The sequence below is a fragment of the Patescibacteria group bacterium genome (assembly GCA_038063375.1).
Lineage (GTDB): Bacteria > Patescibacteriota > Minisyncoccia > Phycocordibacterales > JANLHH01 > JANLHH01.
This window is the reverse complement of the sequence record JBBTVG010000018.1, coordinates 1-17,431: the sequence shown is the minus strand read 5'-3', so window position 1 is coordinate 17,431 and position 17,431 is coordinate 1. Positions and strand designations below refer to the sequence as shown.

The 17,431-nt window shown below is 47.8% G+C and carries 19 protein-coding genes and 1 tRNA gene; 18 read left to right on the top strand and 2 right to left on the bottom strand.

Features of this window, described 5'->3' with window-relative positions; translation table 11 throughout:
• Positions 1 to 61 precede the first annotated feature (61 nt).
• Together AAB523_02615 and AAB523_02610 are read right to left on the bottom strand one after the other, a co-directional pair.
• Positions 62 to 151 (bottom strand) — tRNA-Ser (locus tag AAB523_02615).
• 345 nt (positions 152 to 496) lie between these two features.
• Complete coding sequence (locus AAB523_02610) at positions 497 to 1,150, bottom strand: ComF family protein (protein ID MEK7556156.1); 654 nt, start codon at positions 1,148 to 1,150, stop codon at positions 497 to 499.
• A gap of 168 nt (positions 1,151 to 1,318) precedes the next feature.
• Between AAB523_02610 and pilM the strand changes: the two genes are divergently transcribed.
• The 18 genes from pilM (at position 1,319) to AAB523_02520 (ending at position 17,219) form a co-directional block, all read left to right on the top strand.
• On the top strand, positions 1,319 to 2,455 hold the full coding sequence (gene pilM / locus AAB523_02605) for a type IV pilus assembly protein PilM (protein MEK7556155.1): 1,137 nt from the start codon (positions 1,319 to 1,321) through the stop codon (positions 2,453 to 2,455).
• Positions 2,456 to 2,477: 22 nt separating this feature from the next.
• Entirely contained in the window at positions 2,478 to 3,062 is a 585-nt protein-coding gene (locus tag AAB523_02600; protein MEK7556154.1) for a hypothetical protein, read from the top strand.
• Position 3,063: 1 nt separating this feature from the next.
• Positions 3,064 to 3,600: a type 4a pilus biogenesis protein PilO gene (gene pilO / locus AAB523_02595; protein MEK7556153.1), complete on the top strand. Its 537-nt coding sequence runs from the start codon at positions 3,064 to 3,066 to the stop codon at positions 3,598 to 3,600.
• Positions 3,601 to 3,611: 11 nt separating this feature from the next.
• Complete coding sequence (locus AAB523_02590) at positions 3,612 to 4,025, top strand: hypothetical protein (protein ID MEK7556152.1); 414 nt, start codon at positions 3,612 to 3,614, stop codon at positions 4,023 to 4,025.
• Between the two features lie 73 nt (positions 4,026 to 4,098).
• Positions 4,099 to 5,823, top strand: coding sequence for a GspE/PulE family protein (locus AAB523_02585; GenBank protein ID MEK7556151.1), 1,725 nt, complete (start codon positions 4,099 to 4,101; stop codon positions 5,821 to 5,823).
• A 23-nt stretch (positions 5,824 to 5,846) separates the two neighbouring features.
• Positions 5,847 to 6,230, top strand: a complete 384-nt coding sequence (locus AAB523_02580; protein ID MEK7556150.1) for a response regulator — start codon at positions 5,847 to 5,849, stop codon at positions 6,228 to 6,230.
• Between the two features lie 88 nt (positions 6,231 to 6,318).
• Positions 6,319 to 7,380 (top strand): PilT/PilU family type 4a pilus ATPase, encoded by a 1,062-nt coding sequence (locus tag AAB523_02575; GenBank protein MEK7556149.1) that lies wholly within the window; start codon positions 6,319 to 6,321, stop codon positions 7,378 to 7,380.
• A gap of 7 nt (positions 7,381 to 7,387) precedes the next feature.
• Positions 7,388 to 8,593, top strand: coding sequence for a type II secretion system F family protein (locus AAB523_02570; protein ID MEK7556148.1), 1,206 nt, complete (start codon positions 7,388 to 7,390; stop codon positions 8,591 to 8,593).
• A gap of 262 nt (positions 8,594 to 8,855) precedes the next feature.
• Positions 8,856 to 9,383 carry a type II secretion system protein gene (locus tag AAB523_02565; GenBank protein MEK7556147.1) on the top strand — a complete coding sequence of 176 codons (528 nt, stop codon included), beginning with the start codon at positions 8,856 to 8,858 and terminating at the stop codon, positions 9,381 to 9,383.
• A 70-nt stretch (positions 9,384 to 9,453) separates the two neighbouring features.
• Positions 9,454 to 10,260, top strand: a complete 807-nt coding sequence (locus tag AAB523_02560) for a prepilin peptidase (protein ID MEK7556146.1) — start codon at positions 9,454 to 9,456, stop codon at positions 10,258 to 10,260.
• Between the two features lie 12 nt (positions 10,261 to 10,272).
• Positions 10,273 to 10,917 (top strand): type II secretion system protein, encoded by a 645-nt coding sequence (locus tag AAB523_02555; protein MEK7556145.1) that lies wholly within the window; start codon positions 10,273 to 10,275, stop codon positions 10,915 to 10,917.
• Positions 10,918 to 10,959: 42 nt separating this feature from the next.
• The gene (locus tag AAB523_02550; GenBank protein MEK7556144.1) at positions 10,960 to 11,514 is read left to right on the top strand and encodes a type II secretion system protein; all 555 of its coding nucleotides are present in this window, start codon (positions 10,960 to 10,962) and stop codon (positions 11,512 to 11,514) included.
• A gap of 21 nt (positions 11,515 to 11,535) precedes the next feature.
• Positions 11,536 to 12,072, top strand: coding sequence for a type II secretion system protein (locus AAB523_02545; GenBank protein ID MEK7556143.1), 537 nt, complete (start codon positions 11,536 to 11,538; stop codon positions 12,070 to 12,072).
• A gap of 29 nt (positions 12,073 to 12,101) precedes the next feature.
• Complete coding sequence (locus tag AAB523_02540) at positions 12,102 to 12,659, top strand: hypothetical protein (protein MEK7556142.1); 558 nt, start codon at positions 12,102 to 12,104, stop codon at positions 12,657 to 12,659.
• A 32-nt stretch (positions 12,660 to 12,691) separates the two neighbouring features.
• Positions 12,692 to 14,719 (top strand): NAD-dependent DNA ligase LigA, encoded by a 2,028-nt coding sequence (gene ligA / locus AAB523_02535; GenBank protein MEK7556141.1) that lies wholly within the window; start codon positions 12,692 to 12,694, stop codon positions 14,717 to 14,719.
• 152 nt (positions 14,720 to 14,871) lie between these two features.
• Positions 14,872 to 15,150, top strand: coding sequence for an Asp-tRNA(Asn)/Glu-tRNA(Gln) amidotransferase subunit GatC (gene gatC, locus AAB523_02530; GenBank protein MEK7556140.1), 279 nt, complete (start codon positions 14,872 to 14,874; stop codon positions 15,148 to 15,150).
• 49 nt (positions 15,151 to 15,199) lie between these two features.
• Complete coding sequence (gene gatA / locus AAB523_02525) at positions 15,200 to 16,630, top strand: Asp-tRNA(Asn)/Glu-tRNA(Gln) amidotransferase subunit GatA (protein MEK7556139.1); 1,431 nt, start codon at positions 15,200 to 15,202, stop codon at positions 16,628 to 16,630.
• Between the two features lie 13 nt (positions 16,631 to 16,643).
• Positions 16,644 to 17,219 (top strand): hypothetical protein, encoded by a 576-nt coding sequence (locus AAB523_02520; GenBank protein ID MEK7556138.1) that lies wholly within the window; start codon positions 16,644 to 16,646, stop codon positions 17,217 to 17,219.
• The last annotated feature ends 212 nt before the right edge of the window (positions 17,220 to 17,431 follow it).

Below are 17,431 nucleotides of genomic sequence, written 5' to 3'. Positions count from 1 at the left end.
TGCGTTTGTGTCGGCGCTTCGCGCCGACCCCATTTCGGCTTCTGATTCCGATTTCCAATTTTGGCGGAGAGGGAGGGATTCGAACCCTCGAGAGACTTACGCCCCTAACACCTTAGCACGGTGCCGCTTTCGACCACTCAGCCACCTCTCCACTTATTGTACGGCTACTTTACCATACTTTTTTTGCTTTTTCTATGAGACCCCCTACGCAATAGCCTTTCTTACTGCAATGACGAATTTTCGGCTCCAAACAACTCACCACTCGTCAATGAATATGCTGTATTCACCTCCTCGCGTTTCGTTATTTTCGCACCACACGGGCACTTCTTGTTTTCTAAATCGCTTCGCGCCTAAGAAAACAATGTCGCTCGAAAATTCCTCATCTCGTTACGAAAAATTATTGTTTAGCGAGCGAGGGAAATGAAAAATTCTTATTTTCCATTTCCGAGCGAGCGACGACAACAAAGGGTTTAATACCCTTTATTACGCAGGGGGTCTAATGCGCCACGGTGAACGCGACGACTCTTCGGGCTCCGGCTTCCAAGAGCACTCGACGTGCTTCTCTGAGGGTGGCGCCTGTGGTCGTGATGTCGTCTATCAAGATGATATTTTTTCCTTTCGCGCGAGATTGATCCACAACCGCAAAACATCCTTTGATATTTTGCGCCCGTTTTGCCTTGTCTTTTATGGACATCTGGCTTTGCGTGTCTTTTGTTTTGTGGAGCATATCGGCGTCCATCGTAAGCGAGTTCCCGCCGTCTCTTTGGTGTATTTCTTGCGCAATGAGCTCCGACTGGTTGAACCCGCGTTCTCGCAAGCGTTTTGCCGACAAGGGGATAGGTATGAGAACGGGATCGGTGAAATCATGGAATGTGCGCATGTCGGAGAGTTCTTCCAGCATCCTGTCGTAGAGCATGCCGGCGCATTGTTTTGCTATGATTGTTCGCCCTCTATATTTCAATTCCCAGAGGGCTTTTTTGATCACTTTGTTTTGGTAGGCAAAGACCGCGTGGGTGTTGGCGTCCGGAGGAGTCCTTGCTTCGGGTATTTCCTTCATACAGGGATAACAGAGTGCCACGCCGCGTTTGCGGCAACCAATGCAGTATGCGGGGAAGAGAAAGTTTAAAATGATGTGCGTGATGCGTTCCATATTTTCCGGGACTCTCGGGGAGCGAGAGGTGTGGATAAACACAAGAGACTAATAGAGATAAGCTTTTTGTGTGATATAATGAAAAATAATGTTGTATAAATCTCCGGTTCTCGCACACGATTCGCGCCTGCCTGCCGGTAGGCAAGCTTGATACAATAATACCATTTTATGGAAAATTTTTTAGGAAAATTCTTGAAAGAAAAATTTGATCTCATGCAAACAGAGCCGAGTGTCGTCGGTATTGATATTGGCTCTTCGTTTTTAAAGGTGGTGCAATTGAAAAAAAAGAAAGGGAAAGCCGTTCTTGAAACGTATGGAGAACTTGCCATGGGTCCCTATGCGAACCTTGCGGTCGGGCAGGCTACGAGCCTTCCAGTGGAGAAAATCAACAGCGCGCTCAAGGACATATTTCGGGAGGCAAATGTGACGGCACAGAGCAGTGCCGTTTCCATACCGCTCGGCGCGAGTCTTCTTTCCATCATGGAAATGCCGGTCATGGACAGTAAACAGCTCGCAAAAATGATACCGATCGAGGCGCGGAAACATATTCCCGTTCCGATATCTGAAGTAACGCTTGATTGGTGGATCGTACCGAAACACTATGACAGCGTAGAAGACAGTTCGGCAGACGGAGAGAGCAAGGAAGACGAGCGGAAGAAGCGCGTGGACGTACTCGTGGTGGCGATCCATAATGAGACTGTGGATAAATACAGGAGTATTATTCAAGGATCAGGCCTTAAAGATAACTTCCTGGAGCTGGAAGTATTCAGCATGGCGCGCGCGACTTTTGGGAACAATACCGCACCGGTGATGCTCCTTGATTTTGGAGCCGGAACCACCAAATTGGCGATTATTGAGTATGGTATTATACGAAACCAACATATTATCAATCGCGGTTCCCAAGATATTACGATTTCCATTTCAAAATCAATGGGTGTCAGTATTGAAAAAGCCGAACACTTGAAAAGAGATATTGGTCTCTCGGGCACAGGCACTGACGCGGATATTTCAAAAGCCGCTTCACTTACGCTTGAGCATATCTTTTCCGAAACAAATAGAGTATTATTAAATTACCAAAGAAGGTATAATAAAACCATAAAAAATGTTGTGCTTACCGGTGGCGGTGCTTTACTGAAAGGGTTGCATGATTTTGCAAGCAGTAATCTGGAAACCGAAGTATTGTTTGCCGATCCGTTTTCAAAAGTAGAAGCGCCCGCATTTCTTGAGCCGCTTCTGAAGGATGCAGGTCCTGAATTTTCAGTCGCCGTCGGTCTTGCGCTCAGGAAATTACAAGAACTTGGGTAAGTATTGATAATCCGCGTTGCTCATGCCTCTTAACGAACCAAAACAATCGTTCATTCCCAAAAAGCCCCTTACGCCAAAAAGCGGGCGCGACGGAGGTTCCAGAGGAATCGTTTTTAGTATTGCTGTTTTGGTCTTTATCCTCTCTCTGCTCGGGTCGGGGGGTGTGTATTCATACGGAAAACTTGTTGAAAAACGTATTGCAGACAAGAGCGCTTGGCTCGAGCAAGCAAGAGGAGCATTTGAGCCGTCACTGATCACCGAAATGGAGAGAGTGGATACGCGCATCAATACGGCGAATGAAATTCTCGCACGACACGTCGCGTTCTCGGAATTTTTCAAGATACTTGAAGAACTGACTCTGCAGAACGTTCGGTTCAGCCGATTTGATTATTCTTTTATTGACGGAGCGCCTCAAGTTATGCTTGAGGGAGAGGCACGGAGTTATTCATCGGTCGCGTTGCAATCCGATATTTTTGGTGATAATAAATATTTGAAAAATCCAATTTTTTCCAACCTCGGACTTGCAAAGAGCGGGGACGTTACTTTCAACCTTGAATTGAATTTGGATCCATCGGTCATGTTATATAAAGAGTCAATCAAACAATAGTATGTTACGATTTTTTATACCAATTCTTCTTCTTGCCGCATCCGGAGCTCTTTTCTTTGGGTATATTGATCCTACGTACAGCAATATTCAGGAACGGAGCAAAGAAGAAGCGCTCTTTGACAGCGCGCTCAACAACACGAAAGAATTGCAGACGCTACGCGACGAACTGCGCTCAAAATACAACGCGTTTTCCACCTCCGACCTTGATCGTCTCGTGAAAATGGTTCCGAATAATGTGGATAATGTGCGTTTGGTGCGCGATATTGACGGAATCGCGTCAAAATACGGTATGTCATTGTACAATACGGTGGTGGGAGTAGTGGAGACGGACACTTCGCGCGTAAATGTCTCCGATAGCGGTTACGGTTCGGTGCTCCTCACTTTTTCCGTTACCGGCCCCTACAAGACGTTTTTGAATTTCCTGAAAGACTTGGAAAAAAGTTTGCGTATTGTGGATGTGGTGAAAGTTACCTTCGTTTCTTCGGAAAAAGATTTGTATGAATACCGGATTTCCCTGCAAACCTATTGGCTTAAGTAGTTACTATCAATATGGGTGAATTATTAAAATACAAAAAAATAATCTACATTGTCGCACTCGTCCTCGCTTCGTTGGTGGTGTACAATTATTTTTTTAAACCGGAAATAAACGTTGATCCGGTCACGTCGGAGGGCACGTCTAGGGCAGGCGAGCTCGCTATTGATAAAGAGATATTGACGCTCTTGGGAGATCTGAATTCATTGGTATTGGACGGGTCTATCTTTAACAGTAATGCATTTAAGTCACTGCAGGACTTCAGTCTCCCTGTGGAAGATGAGCCAAAAGGACGAACCAATCCATTCGCGCCGATCGGAGTGAATATCGTTACCCCTGCCCTGGAAACGAAGGACAAAGAATCACAAACGGCTCCTCCGGCAAAAGGAGCATTTCCAAAGGATTTCTTGGAAGAGGATATCGTTTTTTAATCAATAGACCTGGCTGGCACCAAGGGCTGTTATCTCTCAAGTAGTGTGAGCCACAGCGTCGCTCTCAATCATAATGGCTTTCTTAGACAATCTTGTAGAAAAAGGAATAGTTAAAAGTAGCGAGATCAACGCTATTCTGCGCGAAACGAAAGACAACGATGGAGACATTGATAAATCACTTGAAGAACGCGGGATTGATCCCGGCGAAATAGCGGCGTTGCGCAGTGCGTATTACAACATCCCTTCGCGGAATGCGGAGGGTCTAGAGGTGTCATTCCAGGTTCTCAAAAATGTGCCGGAAGAGTCGGCGCAGTATTATAAATTTGTCCCTTTGGCAATGGAAGACGGCGTTCTTGCCATCGGTATTGTTAATCCCGACAATATTGGCGCGCGTGATGCTATTCAGTTTATCGCGTCTAAGCTGAATATTCCTTTTAAATTGTATTTGATATCGTACACCGACTTCACTTCCCTGATAAGCCAATACAAAGGCCTTTCGGGAGAGGTGAGCGGCGCGCTTTCCGAACTGGAAACCGAGTTGGTGCAACAACCCGACGAAACAACAACCGGTGGAATCATGGAAGAGGTTGTCACTGATCTTTCAAAAACACAGATCATAGAGGATGCGCCGGTTACCAAGATCGTGGCGGTGATCCTCCGGCATGCCATTGAAGGGGGTGCTTCGGATGTCCACATTGAACCACTGGGGACAAAAGTGCGGGTACGTTTTCGTGTTGACGGCACGATGTACACGAGTATCATGTTGCCCGCAAAGGTCCACAACGCAGTGGTGGCGCGCATCAAAGTCCTTTCAAACCTCAAGCTTGATGAGAAAAGGAAACCCCAAGACGGAAGATTTAGCACTAATATTGCGGGGAGGAAAGTTGATTTTCGTGTTTCCACCTTCCCGACTTATTACGGAGAAAAGGTGGTGATGCGTATTTTGGACACATCGCAAAAAGTGATGACCCTTGAATCGTTAGGACTCTTGCCGGAGGGCGCGGAGTTGATACGAAAGGCGATCAAGCGTCCGTATGGACTTATTCTATTGACGGGGCCTACCGGTTCGGGAAAGACAACGACGCTCTATTCAATGATCTCCGAACTTGACCGGGATACCAGAAACGTACTCTCGCTGGAAGATCCGATAGAGTACAACATTCCGGGGATGAGCCAGTCACAGGTGCATCCCGAAATTGATTACACGTTCGCAACCGGACTGCGCTCTATCTTGCGTCAGGACCCCGACATCATCATGGTGGGTGAGATCCGCGACAAGGAAACGGCACAGCTTGCGATCCAGGCCGCACTGACTGGCCACCTCGTCCTCTCAACGCTCCACACCAACAATGCGGCAGGAGTTATTCCGCGGTTATTGGATATGGGTGTTGACCCATTTCTTATTGCGCCAACTTTGATTTTGGCAATAGCGCAGCGCTTGGTCAAAGTAACGTGTCCGGGTTCGGAAAAAGCAGTGCCGATCGAAGGGTCCATAAAGGCAATCATAGAAAACGAAGTCAAAGACCTACCGGAGAAATTCAAAGGACAATTCCTTTCGGCGAAAGAAGTGTACGAAGCACTGCCAACCGACTTATGCCCAACCGGTACGCGAGGACGAGTCGCGGTGTTTGAGATACTGGAAATCAACAAGGCGATCGAAGAAGTTATTTTAAAGACTCCGGTAGAGGAAGAGATCTTTAAGGCGGCGCGCAAAAACGGCATGCTGACCATGAAAGAAGACGCAATCCTCAAAGCAATAAAAGGACAAATTCCTTTTGAGCAGATAAATGAATTGTAATGTAGTAAACACGGAGCGACGACATGAAATCAAAGTATAAAATACTGATCGTTGACGATGATAAATTTCTGCTTGACATGTACGCGGTAAAGTTCAAGCAGAGCGGTTTTGAGGTGGCCGCTTCGCTTGGGAGCATGGAGGCGCTCACGAAGCTGAAAGATGGATTCTTGCCAGACATCATACTTACCGATATCTTAATGCCGGTCATGAGCGGCTTTGAGCTTCTCTCGGAGATAAAGAAAGAGGATCTCGCGAAAGACGCAAAGATCATTATTCTTTCAAATATGGGAGAAAAGACGGATATTGACCGCGGCCGTAAGCTCAAGGTGGACGGATATATCATCAAAGCAAGCATGGTCCCATCCGAAGTGGTGAACAAAGTGATTGAGATCATGGAAGAGAAGTAGGTTGCGCGCACCATTTTAAATTCCATGTGCAAGCGTTCATGAGAGATGGTATAATTGTTTTACAACTAGTAAGAAAGAAAATATGGGCATGCTTGATCATAAAAAAGAATTAGAAGACCTCATTCATACCGTCGTGAGCGAGGGCGGTTCAGATCTGCACATTTCAGAAGGCCGTCACCCAGCGATCCGAGTAAACGGAGACCTCATTCCGCTCCTGAAGAAGGCGGTGTTGTCTAAAGAAGATACGATGGGACTGCTCTCCAGACTCCTCTCAAAGGAACGAGTTGAAGAATTTCTCAACACGATGGAGATGGATTTCTCTTACAGTTCTGACGGAGCCCGTTTCCGAGGCAACGCCTTTTTCCAGCAGGGGACGGTAGGCATCGCTCTGCGTCTCATACCGCATAAAATAAAGACGTTGGCGGAGTTAAATCTTCCCGATTCCATTTCCGAATTTTCCCGGAAAAAACAAGGTTTCTTTTTGGTAGTGGGGCCCGTCGGACAAGGAAAAACAACCACGCTTGCGGGGTTGATAGACCTCATCAACAAGGAACGCACCGAGCATATCATTACCATTGAAGATCCCATTGAATATGTATTTGAACAAGACAAATCGATCATTGACCAGCGCGAAGTGCGCACCGATACCCATGATTTTCAGGCGGCGCTGCAGAGCGTGTTTCGACAGGACGTGGACGTGATCATGATCGGTGAAATGCGCGGCACTGAAACAATCGCGACCGCGGTAACGGCGGCGGAGACCGGCCATCTCGTGCTCTCAACGCTCCACACCAACAATGCCGCGCAGACCATAGATCGTATCATTGATTCATTCGCCCCTGAAGCGCAGAGTCAGATCAGGGTACAGCTTTCAGGAAGCTTGCTCGGTATTTTTTCACAGCGCTTGATCCCGAGAATATCCGGCGGCATGATTCCCGCATATGAGCTTCTGGTCAACAATAACGCGATCTCAAATCTGATCAGAGAGGGAAGAACGCACGAGATCAACGTCGTCATAGAGACCGGTTCGGAATATGGCATGGTGGACATGAACAAATCCTTGGCGGAATTAGTGCGCGCCGGCGAGATCAAGCCCGAAGACGCGTATCTCTATTCGCTTAACCCGAGAGGATTAGACAGGCTAATTTAAAAGAAGTATGCGCTTTATTTACAACGTACTCACGCAAGAGAGCGAGCAAAAATCGGGAACGATTGATGCCATCAATGAGGATGTGGCGATTGCGTCATTGCAACGTCGCGGATATATCGTCGTTTCCCTCAAAGAAGGAGACGAAGAAACGTTCTTCCAAAAAGAATTCTCACTTTTTGGCGGTGTTTCAAACAAGGATATTGTGGTTCTCTCAAGGCAGATCGCAACCCTCTTTGAAGCGCAGGTTTCAGCGCTCCGCGCTTTCAGATTGCTCGCAAGCGAATCGGGGAACCGCATACTCATGGGTGCGCTCACGGAGGTCGCTGACGACATCCAAACCGGTGTTTCCATGTCGCACGCACTTTCCCGACACCCGAAAATATTTTCCGTTTTTTATGTCAACATGGTGAAGGCGGGCGAGGAGTCGGGAAAGTTGACCGAGACGTTTTTGTATCTTGCCGACTACCTTGATCGGTCATATGAATTAACCTCAAAAACAAAAAACGCGCTGATCTACCCCGCGTTCGTGGTCGCCACTTTTACCATCGTGATGGTGCTCATGTTGACGCTCGTGATACCGCGTCTTTCCGCAATTCTTCTTGAAACAGGCCAAGAGATCCCCGTATACACAAAAGTTGTTGTGGCAATCAGCAATCTCTTAACCCAATATGGTTTCTTTTTCCTCATCCTTTTTATCATAGGAGGATTTTTCTTGTGGCGGTTCAGCAAGTCGGAAAAAGGGAGTATTATACTCGCGCATTCCCGATTGAATACGCCGTATATCGGCGAACTGTATCAGAAACTTTACTTGTCGCGCATCGCGGACAATATGCACACCATGCTTAGTTCCGGTATCTCCATTGTACGCGCCATAGAGATCACCTCTAATGTGGTTGGCAACGACGTGTATAAAAATATTCTTATGGAGGTTGGCGAGAGCGTAAAATCAGGAAGCTCGTTCTCCAGCTCTTTGGAGGTGCACCCTGAAATACCAAACATTTTAACGCAAATGGTGAAGATCGGTGAAGAAACGGGTGAAATGGGCAATATCTTGAAGACACTCGCCCATTTTTATAAACGGGAAGTGGACAACTCGGTGGACACCTTGGTAGGGCTCATAGAACCGGTGATGATCGTAGCGCTGGGTCTTGGAGTGGGCGTCCTCCTTACCTCCGTGCTTGTACCCATCTATAACATTACGGCGAATATATAAAGAGTGAAAGAAAAGTACACTCTTTGTTTTGACTTCGCTCGGACGGAATGAAAATCTCCACCCCAACATCATCGGGATTCTGGTTTTCACCCCGCTCCTCGCTAGTCAAAATAGTAAATTCTTTACTCTATATACTTATCCACAGCAATACCTGTCTTTATTCCCTTGCGTGATATAATAAATACATTGAAAATAAAGCCACTTGTAATTATACGAGGGCTCAAAAGCGGGCGAGCGCTTTTTTAGTAATTAAGAATTAATTATGCATAGAAAACGAGGTTTTACATTGATTGAGTTGTTGGTCGTCATCGCTATTATCGGTATTTTATCATCTGTGGTATTGGCATCGCTCAATTCGGCGCGGCAAAAATCACGAGACGCAAAGCGTGTCTCTGATGTTCAAAATCTGCAGTTGGCGCTGGAGCTCTCTTTTGACTCAAATAGCGAGTATCCGGACAGTCTGTTCGATCTTTCGCCAAATTTCATCCCAAGCGATCCTATTGATCCGCTTACGAACGATTCCTACTTGTACGATAACCTTACCTCTGCCGGTGTTGCGTGCGCGGTTCTATCGGGCGACTGCGTGATCTATCATCTAGGTGCAAACTTGGAGGGAAGCGGAAGCAACGTTCTTGATACCGATGCCGATGTATGTCCGACCTTAGCAACAGGATGCGCGCGCGCACTTTCTGGTACGACACTCACCGGCATTGATGGAGGCGGAGCTACTTCCAATGTCTGTGTTGCGGGTGGTAGTGCCGGTACATTCTGCTACGACGTAACGCCATAAACAGTATTTGGTCTCATTTCGGGAAAAATCCCCCGCCTTGGCGGGGGATTTTTGTGTTACAATATAGTGAATGGCAACCGTATTCTATCTTTTTTCTTTTCTTTTCGGTGTTATCATCGGAAGTTTTCTCAACGTTGTCATCTATCGCTACAACACCGGCGCTTCCTTGGGCGGGCGCTCTATGTGTATGTCGTGCGGGAAACGTCTCTCGTGGTATGAACTGATCCCCGTAGTGAGTTTCCTCGTGCAAAAAAGAAAATGCGCGAGCTGTGGGAGCGCGATCTCGTGGCAATATCCCGTCACGGAACTCTTGACCGGCGCGCTCTTCTTGCTCGTTTTCTGTTTACAGTATCCCATTCTTAATGTGGTGGACGTAATAGACACTATTTTTTACTGGATTGTTATCAGTCTCCTTGTGGTCATTACCATATATGACTGGAAACACAAGATCATCCCTGACGCTTTCGTGTACGCCTTTGCTGCACTCTCTTTCGTCGCGCTTTTGTTCCACACAGGGATTCCCACTGGTCGCATGTTGAGCGGCCCGTACGTTTTGAATATTTTTGCCGGTCCGATTCTGGCCAGCCCCTTTGCTTTTATGTGGCTCGCGTCTCGCGGCAGATGGATGGGGCTTGGCGATGCGAAATTAGCGCTCGGTATCGGATGGTTCCTTGGCCTCTATAGCTCTATCTCCGCGGTCATTTTAGCATTTTGGATGGGCGCGTTTTTCGGCATAACCGTATTGTTTTTCAAGGGTAAAACGTTTACAATGAAAAGTGAGATTCCCTTCGGGCCATTTCTGGTTCTTGGCACGCTTCTGGTTTTCTTTTTCCACATTGATGTCCTTGGCCTCTCGGACGTCTTTCTCTCAAGATAGGTTCTAAATATAATGCACAACGCGCTTCAAAAAAGAAAGCTTCAAAGAAAGAGAGGTTTCACCATTATTGAGCTCATTGTTACTATAAGTATTTTTGTCATGGTAACGAGCGTTGTTTTGGCGAACTATCCGAAGTTCAGCAGCAGAATCGTTCTTGAAAATGTGGCTCATCAGATCGCGCTTACGGTGCGCGAAGCGCAAACATACGGTCTTTCCGTACGCGAGTTTGATAACAGCGGCGCCTCCGTGTTTCCGGGATATGGGGTTTATTTTCCGGCACCCGGGATTGCCAGCAAGTCTTTCACGCTCTTTGCGGACCCGAACGACGACCAGAGATACGATCTTTCGGTGTGCAAATCAACCGGCAGCGAGTGTCTGCAACAGTCTACCATACGAAGTGCCGAGCATATTTATTTATTGTGCGGTAATCTTAAGACGGCAGGGGGGACGATAGAGAACCCTGGGACTGCCGACTGCAGTCTTTCGTCACTCCACGTGGCGTTTCGCAGGCCCGATCCGGACGCGAACATTGTGGGGTATAGCGAAACGGATGGAGATTATCGCACGTTTTCAGACGCCGAGATTGTCATTATTTCCCCCCGCGGGGACATGAAGACGATTGTGGTATGGACAACAGGGCAGATCTCCGTTGAATAATTCCGGTAAGCCGGAATTATTCAACGGAATGCAAAATTTAAAATGCAAAATCCAAAATTCAAAATTAAAATCCAAAATCCAAAATCCAATCAAGGATTCACCTTGATTGAAATGATCGTTGCGGTGTCTTTGTTCACGATTGTGATATTTGTGAGCATCGGCGCGTTGCTCACGATTTCAGACGCGAGCAGAAAGGCGAATTCGCTCCGAGCGGTCATGGACAATCTCAACTTTGCCATAGAGAGCATGTCGCGAAGTATCCGCACGGGTACCGATTACACATGCGAAGGCATTGGTAATTGTCTTGGTGGAGGAACGGAACTCTCTTTTGTTGACCAAAGGGGAGCAACCGTAACCTATAGATATGATGCAAGCACTAAAAGTATTCAAGTCAGAAAAGACGCAGGAATTTTCAGGGGCATAACCTCGGCGGAAGTGCAGATCGAAGGGTTGGCGTTTTACGTAACCGGCGTTGGCGCGGATGGGAAACAGCCGCGCATTATTATTACCGCACGGGGAACGGCCGGGTTGAAAGAAAAAACAAAAACGAGCTTCAGCATTCAAACAACGGTTTCCCAAAGACAGATTGAATCGTAAGGCGAGAAAATTGATGTATCTATGAGGCAGTATTCAAAACTCAAAACTCAAAACTCAAAATGGAACCGCGGGTTCACCTTGGTGGAAGCGCTGGTTGCCATTTCCGTTCTCCTGCTTTCGGTGACAGGTCCTCTCACCATAGCCTCAAGAAGCCTTATTTCCGCAATATTCGCGCGCGATCAGATAACGGCGTTTTATCTGGCTCAAGAGGCAACGGAGCTTATTAGAAACCACCGCGACAATAATTCCCTGGCCGGGGAAAGCAACTGGACACTCGGCCTTGAGTCATGTTTTGATGCCAAAGGGTGCATCGTGGATCCGCTCGCGGGAAGTTTTTCCGTGTGTCCGATAGAGGGATGCCCAGTGCTCAATCGGCACACGACGGACGGGCTCTACGCCTATACGACCGGCGCAAACTGGGAGAATACGAGATTCACAAGGACTATTCACGCGGGAACGGTGAATTCTTCAGAGTTCAGCGTTTCCGTGACGATCTCGTGGAATAGCGGTCCCTTGAATAAAACATTTACCATTCAGGAGAATTTTCTTGACTGGTAAGAAAAAAGCATCGTTGCGAAGCACGAACTATGAACCGGAAACATAAAACAATAAGAAAACGAATATCCGCTACCCGCTACTCGCTCAAAACCAACCGGGGTTTTGTCCTTTCGCTTGCCGTCTTAATTTCCGGTATTCTTCTTTCCATCGGCCTTGCCATTTTCAGCAACGCTTTGAAAGAGCTCATTCTCTCTTCTTCGGGGAGAGAGTCGCAGTTTGCTTTTTACGCCGCTGACACCGGTGGTGAATGCGCGCTGTATTGGGATATCAGACATCCGGCTTTATCCGAGAGCGCTTTCGCAAGTTCTACCGACAATATCTTGCCACAAGGGAGCGGTGTTTCATGCAACAACGAAGACATTACCGATCCGGCGACGGGGTGGGATGGCGTGTTCGGATGGGGCGCTCCCACTCAAAACGGATCCGCGGTTACTACGGTTTTTGATATGAAGTTTGCGAACGGTTCCTGCGCTACCGTGGCGGTCATAAAGGATTCCGGTACGACAAAAATTGATTCGCGGGGCTTCAACACCTGTGATGCGGGGAACCCGCGGCGTGTTGAACGAGGGCTCCGCGTCAGTTACTAAATGATGGTTGTCTCGCGACAAGAGGATTCATTATGTCTAAGAAAGAAATCAAAGAACGCATAGAAAAATTGCGACGGCTTTTGCGCCATCATGATTATTTATATTATGTTCTTGATCGGCCGGAGTTGAGTGACGAAGCGTATGACGCGCTCCTCACTGAACTCAAAAGACTTGAAGAGGCAAACCCGGAGTTTTTTTCCTCCGTTTCTCCTACTATGCGGGTCGGCGGGAAACCTGCGGCGGGTTTTCAGAAAACAACGCACAAAGTGCGCCAATGGTCTTTTGATAATGTTTTTGATTTTGAAGAGTTGCAGAAATGGGATCTCCGCGTGAAGAAGGCCGTGCTCAAAGATCGGCGTGTGAAAAGCGAACCAATTGAATATGTATGCGAACTCAAGATTGACGGGCTCAAGATCGTGCTTACGTATAAAAAAGGAGAGTTTGAGAGAGGAGCGACGCGCGGCGACGGGGTAGATGGGGAAGATGTGACCGGGAACCTCCGCACCATACGGAGTATTCCCCTGGTGTTGGAAAAACCTGTTTCGCTCGTGGTGGTGGGGGAAGCGTGGATGAGCGAGCACGAGCTTCTTCGCATCAACAAAGAAAGAAACAAGCAGAAAGAGGAGCCGTTTGCCAACGCGCGCAACGCCGCCGCGGGTTCTTTGCGGCAACTGGACCCTCAAGTGGTTGCTCTCCGCAAGCTGGACAGCTTTATGTATGACATTGACGAGGTAGAGGGCGGCGTGCCTCAAACGCAAATTGAAGAACTGGAACTGCTTAAAACTCTGGGCTTTAAAGTGAATTCGGAGCAGAGGCTCACCAAGACGCTTGATGAAGTGGAAGCGTTTTATCGGGAATGGGCGAAAAAGAAAGAGAGGGAGGAGTATGGCATTGACGGCATCGTGATAAAGATCAATTCACGGAAAGTGCAGGAAGCGCTGGGGTATACGGGGAAATCTCCGCGTTTTGGCGTTGCCTACAAGTTTCCCGCACAGCAGACGACCACAAAAGTGGAGGATATCGTGGTGCAAGTGGGGCGTACAGGCGCGCTGACCCCAGTCGCACACCTTTCTCCCGTCCGCGTTGCCGGTTCCACCGTGAGCCGCGCGACACTGCATAATGAAGATGAGATCAAACGTCTTGATATCCGTATCGGTGACACAGTGGTCATACAAAAAGCGGGAGACGTGATTCCCGATGTGGTGGAGGTCTTGAAAGATCTGCGAACGGGGAAAGAACGCGTGTTCGTTATGCCAAAGCACTGCCCCGTGTGCGGCAGTCTGGTCAAAAAAGGAACGATCGGCGAAGGGGCCGTGGCAAGCGCCGCGCATTATTGCGTCAATAAAAATTGTTTTAGGCAGGAATTGGAGCGGATCATACATTTTGTAAGCAAGAAGGGAATGAACATAGACGGCTTAGGAGAGAAAATAGTTGAACAGCTCGCGGGTGAAGGAATTATATCTAACATGGCCGATATATATGAATTGGAAATGGGTGACCTTGAGTCGCTTCCTCGTTTTGCACAAAAGTCAGCGCAGAATCTGATTAAAGCGATAGTAGAGAGCAAAAAGGTGTCCTTGCGGAAATTTTTGTTTGCGCTGGGTGTGAGACACGTAGGAGAAGAGACCGCGGCGCTTGTCGCAGAGCACTTTGGCGCTATTGATCGAGTACAACGGGCAAGCAAGGAAGAATTGAAAAGTATTGCCGGCGTGGGAAGCGTTGTCGCGGAATCGCTCTTCGGGTGGTTTTCCGAACCGGAGAATAAAAAACTCTTGAGGCGGTTGCTCAAACATATCAATATAGTGAAATCGGGGCGCCACATGAAGACACAACTGCTTGCGGGGAAGATTTTCGTCTTAACGGGCACTCTTTCTTCACTGTCGCGAGACGAAGCAAAAGAAAAGATTAAAGCGCTTGGCGGCAAAGTGGCAAATTCCGTTTCTTCGCACACCAACTTCGTGGTGGCCGGCGAGATGCCGGGGTCAAAACTACGAGATGCGAAAGAGTATGACGTTCCGGTTCTTTCAGAGGAAAAATTTGTCGCTTTGCTCGCCCAGTGATTTTTTGAGTATTTTCTGCTACTATACGCACTATGAATCCCGTTAGAGATCACGACCACGAATTTAAATAACACCCAAAGATATGAAAAATACTTATCAACCAATAATAAACGTAGTGTCTGCGACATGTGTCGTGGCCTATCTCTAACGGGATGAAAAGAGAAGATATAGAAAAACTGGCGACACTTTCTCGCATTGATATTTCGGCGCAAGAGACTGAAGAGCTTCTTTCTGAGATGGAGGCAATTTTAGGATATGTGTCGGAAATAAAAGAAGTGGCAACCGAAGCGAGAGTGTCCGAGGCGGGAGCACTTTGCAATGTGATGCGGGAAGATAAGGACCCGCATAGAGAGGGTGCCTATACGGAAGAGATACTTCGCGAGGTGCCACAAACACAAGATGGGTACGTGAAGGTGAAACAAATACTGTAGTACGAAGTACGAATCTTTACGAATATACGAAAATATACGAATCAGAAACATGAAGATTAATTTGGAAAATCTTACCGTCAGACAAGCCCATGAGGATTTGAAAATGGGCACCTACACCGCGGTGGAATTGACGCAGGCATACCTTGACGTTATCGCGAAAAAAAATAGCGAGATGAACGCCTATCTTGAAGTATTTGACGACTGGAAAGACCAGGCAGAGCGCGCGGATGAAATGATAAAGAATGGGAGTGCGACGCTTCTTACCGGCATTCCGTTTGCGGTGAAAGACAATATTTTGATCAAAGGCCGTACGGCAAGCGCCGCTTCAAAAATGCTTTCAAACTATACGGCAACTTACGACTCCAGCGTCATCGCAAAGCTCAAGGAAGCCGGAGCGGTATTTTTGGGGCGAACCAACATGGATGAGTTTGCCATGGGAGGTTCTACCGAAAATTCCGCGTTTGGACCAACCAAAAATCCTCACGATATTTCACGCGTGCCGGGAGGCAGCTCGGGCGGATCAGCCGCTGCGGTTGCCATGGGAGGCGCGCTTGTGGCGCTTGGCTCTGACACGGGCGGATCCATTCGCCAGCCGGCATCGCTCTGCGGCGTGGTAGGATTGAAGACCACCTATGGAAGCGTCTCGCGGTATGGGTTGATGGCAATGGGTTCTTCTCTTGACCAGATCGGACCGTTCGGAAAAACAGTGGAAGACGTACGAGCGGTTTTTAATGTGATCAAAGGCGCAGATTTTATGGACAGCACCTCGGTACCTCTCCACCTGCGCGGCGAAGAGGAAGCGATCAAGGCGAAAATGGTCATTGGGGTGCCTGAAGATTTTTTGACCATGAAAGGTATTGATGCGGATGTCTTACAAAATTTTCGAGAGACGCTCTCTCAATTGGAAAAGAAAGGGCATACGATTAAAAAGGTCACTTTGCCCAATCTTAAATATTCATTGGCGAGCTACTATATCATCATGCCCGCCGAGGCGTCTACCAATCTTGCGCGTTTTGACGGGGTTCGTTACGGGCTCTCAATAAAGGGTGATACTCTCTTTGATGATTATGCAAAGACACGAGGAAGCGGATTTGGGAAAGAAGTGAGAAGGCGGATCATGCTCGGCGCCTACGTGCTCTCGGCAGGGTACTATGACGCGTATTACAACAAAGCAACCGCCGTGCGTGCGCTTATTCAAAAAGATTTTACTGAAGCGTTCAAGGAGGTGGACGTGATCGCAACCCCCACATCGCCAACTCCCGCGTTCAAGATCGGCGAGAAAGCAAACGACCCGCTTGCGATGTATCTTGCCGATATCTTTACGGTACCGATAAACTTGGCGGGAGTGCCGGCAATCTCGGTGCCGTCCGGATTCGGAGAGCGCGATGGCAAACAGTTGCCCTTGGGATTTCAGATCATCGCCCCTCATTTTAAAGAGGAGAGGCTTTTTTCTCTCGGCGCGGATATTGAAAACTTATAGTATACTATAAGCCATGGAGAACCCTCTTTTTGAACCAAAATTTCTCAATCTTGAATTTTTCTTTAATCAGGTACTCAATTTTTTGCAGGCTGTGTATGATACCCTGATACGTATCTCTGGCGGTAGCTTCCAGTACCTTAAGGTGGCGCTTTCGGTGCTCTCCATAGCGTTTATCACGCTCATTATTTACTCGGTGGTGCGTTTGTTGGAGATCAGGAAAAGAGAAAGGGAAAAGTATCATTTTGCCGAACCTGTGGCCAAAGACGGGGGTGAAAAACGAGAGCGTTGGGAAATGGTGGAAGAGCATGTGCACTCTGACCGCCCGGCGGACTGGCGGATCGCCATCATTGAAGCAGACACCATATTGGAGGAGATGGTGAAAAAAATGGGATATGAAGGGGAGAGTCTGGGAGAACGTCTCAAGGCGGTGGAGCCCAGTGATTTTACCAGCATCCAAAGTGCGTGGGAGGCGCACAAGGTGCGCAACCAGATCGCCCATGAGGGATCAGGTTTTGAATTGACCCAGCGGGAAGCAAAGAGAATTGTCGGTCTTTACGAACAGGTTTTCAAGGAATTTGAGTATATTTAAACAAAGTTTTCATGGTGTGCGCGGTAGCACATTCGCTCTGCCACGCGGAGTAACGCCATCGCTTACCGAGCACCACTTTTGCTAACTTCTTCGTTAGGTGTCTATAGAAACAATAATATGCCATGTACTAACTCCACTTGCTTCAAGGGTAAAAGTGGTGCTCGGTTGCTTTTTCAAAACAAATGCGGTATAATTTTAAAGTAGAAAACGCT